Here is a 5,219-nt window from a genome sequence, read left to right on the forward strand (position 1 = left end):
GATGTCTGCATGGGCCCTCCGGCATCGTGTTTCTTTGGCGAGCAACAACATGCCAGCCCATGCAGACTTTTTTCAATGCTAATATCCTGTTTTTCTTATCTATTTCGTGGGGAGGCGCCAGGGTCAGACCCTTAAGTCTACTTTGGGGTCTGACCCCTCAGCAAACTTTGGGGTCTGACCCTCGATTCCCCGCCGCCACCGTTCAGCTTCGACACTCACTATGCGACAGTAACCGTTCCACCGGTGATTCGACGGAGACCCCATGCCCCGCTACCCCGACCATCTGCTGGGCGACGGCCCGACCAACCCCTTCCCCGGCGTGCGCGTGCTCGAACGCCGCCTGGGCCGCGAGATCCCCCACCAACTGGGCTCCAACGAGGGCCTCGACATGCCCCACCGCGCCTTGCGCGCGCACTTCGGCGACGCCATGGCCGAACACGTCTACAGCTACGGCGACGCCGAGGCCCTCGGCATCCGCCGGCGCCTGGCCGACCAGCAGGGCATCCCGCTCGAGGCGCTGCTGGTCGATGCCGGGGCCGACAGCCTGATCGCCCTGGCGCTGCGCGCCGTCGCCGAGCCCGGTCTGACCGTGGTCGGCACCGCCGGCACCTACCCCACCTTCGGCTACTTCGCCCGGGGCCAGGGCTGCCGCCTGGTCGAGGTGCCCTACGACGAGGGGCCCGGCCGCCTCGCCCCGGACCTCGCGGCCCTGGCACGTGCCGCCCACGAGCACGACGCGCGGCTGGTCTACCTGGCCAACCCCGACAACCCCGGCGGGCACCTGCACGACGACGACGCCGTGCGCGGGCTGCGCGCCGAGCTGCCCGACGACTGCTGGCTGCTGCTCGACGAGGCCTACCACGATTTCCGCGACGACGCCGAGAGCCCCTTTTCCCGCGAGGTGCTCCCCGGCGTGATTCGCCTGCGCACCCTGTCCAAGGCTCACGGCCTCGCCGGCCTGCGCGTCGGCTACGCCATCGCCGAGCCCGAAACGCTTGCGGTGATGATGAAGGTGCGCATCCACTACGCGGTATCGACGCTCTCCCAGGCCGCCGCCGAGGTGGTGCTCGACCACCCCGCGGAGAGCCGGGCCCATGTCGCCGCCGTGCTCGAACGCCGCGAGCGCCTGGCCGCGCACTTCCGCGCCCTGGGCGCCGACGTCCTGCCCAGCGCCACCAACTTCATCGGCCTGCGCCTGCCCGACGCCGAGCTCGCCGGACGAGTCCATGGCGAACTGCTCGACGCCGGACGGCTGATCGCCCGCCCCGCCCACCCGGCGCTGGGGCATGTGCTGCGCATCACCGCCGTCGAGGACGCCCTGGTCCCCGGCCGCCTGGCGATCCTCGAGCGGGCCCTCGCGACGCGCTGACGCCTGCCCCACCCCCTTGTTGCTCACCGTGCGGGCGGCCTTCGTCGCCGCCCGCTGCGTCTTCCCGCTGCGCCGGCCACCGGTTGGCAGGGTCTGGAAACTGATCCATACTCGGAAGAGCCGTCTGGCAGGTATCCTGTCATACCATAAGACGAGCCAGGCGATGAAGCAGACCGAAAAGACGGCGCCCACAACACCCAACACCAACCACCAGGGACCGGATATGCGACTGCGAGACAAGACCGCCCTGATCACCGCCGCCGCCCAGGGCATCGGCCGCGCCACCGCCGTGCGCTTCGCCGCGGAGGGGGCCCGGGTGATCGCCACCGATATCGATCCGGACCGGCTACGCGAGCTGGACGCCACGCCGGGCATCGAGACCCGCCGCCTCGACGTCCTCGACCGCGCGGCGATCGCCGAACTGGCCGACGAGCTGCCGGCCCCGGACATCCTCTTCAACTGTGCCGGCTTCGTCGCCAACGGTGCCCTGCTCGAGTGCGAGGAGGCCGACTGGGAACGCTCCCTGGCGCTGAACGTCACCGCCATGTACCGCCTGATCCGCGCCCTGCTGCCCGGCATGCTCGCCCGGGGTAGTGGCAGCATCATCAACATGGCCTCGGTGGCCTCGAGCCTGAAGGGCGTGCCCAACCGCTTCGCCTATGGCGCCTCCAAGGCCGCGGTGATCGGCCTGACCAAATCGGTCGCCGCCGACTACGTGGCCCGGGGCATCCGCTGCAACGCCATCTGCCCGGGCACCGTGGACTCCCCCTCGCTGCGCCAGCGTATCCGCGACCAGGCGGCGCGCGAGCAGCGCCCCGAGGCCGAGGTCTACGACGCCTTCATCGCGCGCCAGCCGCTGGGCCGGCTCGGCACCCCCGAGGAGATCGCCGCCCTGGCCACCTACCTGGCGTCGGACGAATCCGGCTACACCACCGGCACAGCCCAGGTCATCGACGGCGGCTGGCTCGCCTGAGCGACGCGCGCGCAAGACATCCCCATAACGACCAAGGAACCCACCCATGAAACTGCTGCGCTTCGGCCCCAGGGGCCACGAGAAACCCGGACTGCTCGACGCCGACGGGGTGATCCGCGACCTCTCGGCCCATGTCCCCGACATCGACGGCCCCCACCTGGGGCGCGAACGCCTGGCGGTGCTCGCCGGGATCGACCCCGAGCGGCTGCCCGCGGTGCCCGCCGATACGCGGCTCGGCCCCTGCGTGGGGCGGGTCGGCAAGTTCATCTGCATCGGGCTGAACTACTCCGACCACGCCGCCGAGACCGGCGCCGAGGTACCCGCCGAGCCGGTGGTCTTCAACAAGTGGACCAGCGCCATCTGCGGCCCCGACGACGACGTCATCATCCCCCGCGGCTCGCAAAAGACCGACTGGGAAGTGGAACTCGGCGTGGTGATCGGCAAGGCCGGGCGCTACATCGACGAGGCCGACGCCCTGGACCACGTGGCCGGCTACTGCGTGGTCAACGACGTCTCCGAGCGGGAATACCAGCTCGAGCGCAGCGGCACCTGGGACAAGGGCAAGGGCTGCGACACCTTCGGCCCCCTCGGCCCCTGGCTGGTCACCCCCGACGAAGTCACCGACCCCCACGCGCTGGCCATGTGGCTCGAGGTCGATGGCCACCGCTACCAGGACGGCAGCACCCGCACCATGGTCTACCGTGTGCCCTTCCTGATCGGCTACCTGAGCCGCTTCATGAGCCTGCAGCCGGGCGACATCATCTCCACCGGCACCCCGCCCGGCGTGGGCATGGGCCAGAAGCCGCCCGTCTACCTGCGGCCCGGCCAGCGCATGCGCCTGGGTATCGAGGGGCTCGGCGAGCAGTGCCAGGCGGTGGTCGCCGACGCGTCGGCCTGAGCCCCCCTTCGATCCTTTGCCAGGAGCCAGACGATGAGCCACCCCATTGCCAGCGATGCGGGACAACTCGCCACCCTGCGGGTGCATGCCGCCGACAATGTCCGCGTGGCGCTGAAGGACCTGCCCGCGGGCGCGGTGATCGAGGACGACGGCCGCCGGATTCGCCTGGCCGGCCCCGTCCGCCACAAGCACAAGTTCGCCCTCGGCCCGCTGGGCGAGGGCGACAGCGTGATCATGTACGGCGTCACCGTGGGCCGGGCGACCCGACCGATCGCCGAGGGCGAGGCCATCACCACCGGGAATACCGAGCACAGCACGGCCACCACCACGCCCCAGGCGCGGCGCGGCCGCTGGCAGGCCCCCGACGTCGGCGCCTTCGCCGGCGCCACCTTCGACGGCTACCACCGCCCGGACGGAGGGGTCGGCACCGCCAACGTCTGGCTGGTCGTGCCCCTGGTGTTCTGCGAGAACCGCAACATCGAGGTGCTGCGCCAGAGCGTCGCCGACGCCCTGGGCGAGGATCCCTACCGCGACTACAAGCGCCTGGCCCGGGAGCTGCTGCACGGTGCGGCGGCGACCGAGGAGGCCGCCCCACCCCGCGAGCGGCTGTTTCCCAACGTCGACGGCGTGCGCTTTCTCACCCACACCCTGGGCTGCGGCGGCACCGACGACGACGCCCAGGCCCTCTGCCGGCTGCTCGCCGGCTATATCTGCCACCCCAACGTCGCCGGCGCCACGGTGCTCAGCCTGGGCTGCCAGAAGGCCCAGATCGAGATGCTCAAGACGGCGGTGGCCGCACGCGACCCCGAGGGGCGGCGCCCGGTGCACTACCTCGAGCAGCAGGCCAGCCGCAGCGAGGAAGCCCTGATCCGCGAGGCGCTGACCACCATCTTCGACGGCCTGGCCGAGGCCAACCGGGTCGAACGCGCCCCGGCGCCGCTCGCCGAGCTCTCGATCGGCGTCGAGTGCGGCGGCTCCGACGGCTTCTCGGGGCTCTCCGCCAACCCGCTGGTCGGTGCCGTCATCGATCGCCTGGTGGCGCTGGGCGGCAGCGGCATCCTCAGCGAGTTCCCCGAGCTGTGCGGTGTGGAGCACGAACTGATCGCCCGCTGCCGCGACGACCGGGTCGCCGAGCGCTTCGAGGCGCTGATGAACGCCTACCAGCAGCACGCCGCACGGGTCGGCGCCGACTTCTCGATGAACCCCTCGCCGGGCAACATCCGCGACGGCCTGATCACCGACGCCATGAAGTCCGCCGGCGCCGCCAAGAAGGGGGGCGACAGCCCGGTGGTCGACGTGCTCGACTACACCGAGCCCCAGGTCCGCCGGGGCCTCAACCTGCTCTGCACCCCGGGCAACGACGTGGAATCGACCACGGCGCTGGCCGGCTCCGGCGCCAACCTGATCCTGTTCACCACCGGCCTCGGCACCCCTACCGGCAACCCGGTCACCCCGGTGCTGAAGATCGCCAGCAACAGCGACCTGGCCTCACGCATGGCCGACGTCATCGACTTCGATGCCGGGCCGATCATCCGTGGCGAAGCGACCATCGACGCGCTCGCCGAGCGCCTGCTGCAGCAGTGCATCGACGCGGCCTCCGGGCGCTACCGTCCCAAGGCCGTCGCCCTGGCCCAGTACGACTTCATCCCCTGGAAACGCGGCGTCTCGCTCTGAGCGCCCCGCATGAGCGCTCCCACCAGGCGGGGGATTTGCCTCCCTGTGGGAGCCACGCTTGCGGGGCGATGCGCCGCAAAGCGGCGCGGGGCGGTCGCCTGCCCCGTACGCGGCCACCGCCGGGGCGTCTGCGGCGCCAATCGCTCGGCGGAGCCAAGCGCCTACCAGGCAGGGAATCTACCCCCTGATAGGGGTCGGGAAGGCTTAGCCTCCCCGCCCTCCGAACCGTGCGTGCGGTTCTCCCGCACACGGCTCTCCAGTCGATGGTTTCAGCATCGTGATTGGCTCGCCTTCCGCCAGGCTTC

The 5,219-nt window shown here is 71.0% G+C and carries 4 protein-coding genes; all 4 read left to right on the forward strand.

The features are described from left to right. Nucleotides 1-262: 262 nt before the first annotated feature. The 4 genes from AC5W54_RS22375 (at nt 263) to AC5W54_RS22390 (ending at nt 4,914) form a co-directional block, all read left to right on the forward strand. A complete protein-coding gene (locus tag AC5W54_RS22375; RefSeq protein WP_495964302.1) occupies nt 263-1,369 on the forward strand; it encodes a pyridoxal phosphate-dependent aminotransferase in 1,107 nt (368 codons plus the stop codon). Nucleotides 1,370-1,592: 223 nt separating this feature from the next. After that, on the forward strand, nt 1,593-2,342 hold the full coding sequence (locus AC5W54_RS22380) for an SDR family oxidoreductase (RefSeq protein ID WP_495964305.1): 750 nt from the start codon (nt 1,593-1,595) through the stop codon (nt 2,340-2,342). Nucleotides 2,343-2,388: 46 nt separating this feature from the next. After that, entirely contained in the window at nt 2,389-3,240 is an 852-nt protein-coding gene (locus AC5W54_RS22385; protein WP_495964303.1) for an ureidoglycolate lyase, read from the forward strand. 33 nt (nt 3,241-3,273) lie between these two features. Further along, entirely contained in the window at nt 3,274-4,914 is a 1,641-nt protein-coding gene (locus AC5W54_RS22390; protein WP_495964304.1) for a UxaA family hydrolase, read from the forward strand. Nucleotides 4,915-5,219 lie beyond the last annotated feature (305 nt).

It is taken from the genome of Halomonas sp. LMYGS-3, assembly GCF_059509875.1.

What these genes read in the sequence shown, in the direction of transcription:
- AC5W54_RS22375 (WP_495964302.1), top strand. Translation starts at nt 263, where the DNA reads ATGCCCCGCTACCCCGACCATCTGCTGGGCGACGGCCCGACCAACCCC.
- AC5W54_RS22385 (WP_495964303.1), top strand. Translation starts at nt 2,389, where the DNA reads ATGAAACTGCTGCGCTTCGGCCCCAGGGGCCACGAGAAACCCGGACTG.
- AC5W54_RS22390 (WP_495964304.1), top strand. Translation starts at nt 3,274, where the DNA reads ATGAGCCACCCCATTGCCAGCGATGCGGGACAACTCGCCACCCTGCGG.
- AC5W54_RS22380 (WP_495964305.1), top strand. Translation starts at nt 1,593, where the DNA reads ATGCGACTGCGAGACAAGACCGCCCTGATCACCGCCGCCGCCCAGGGC.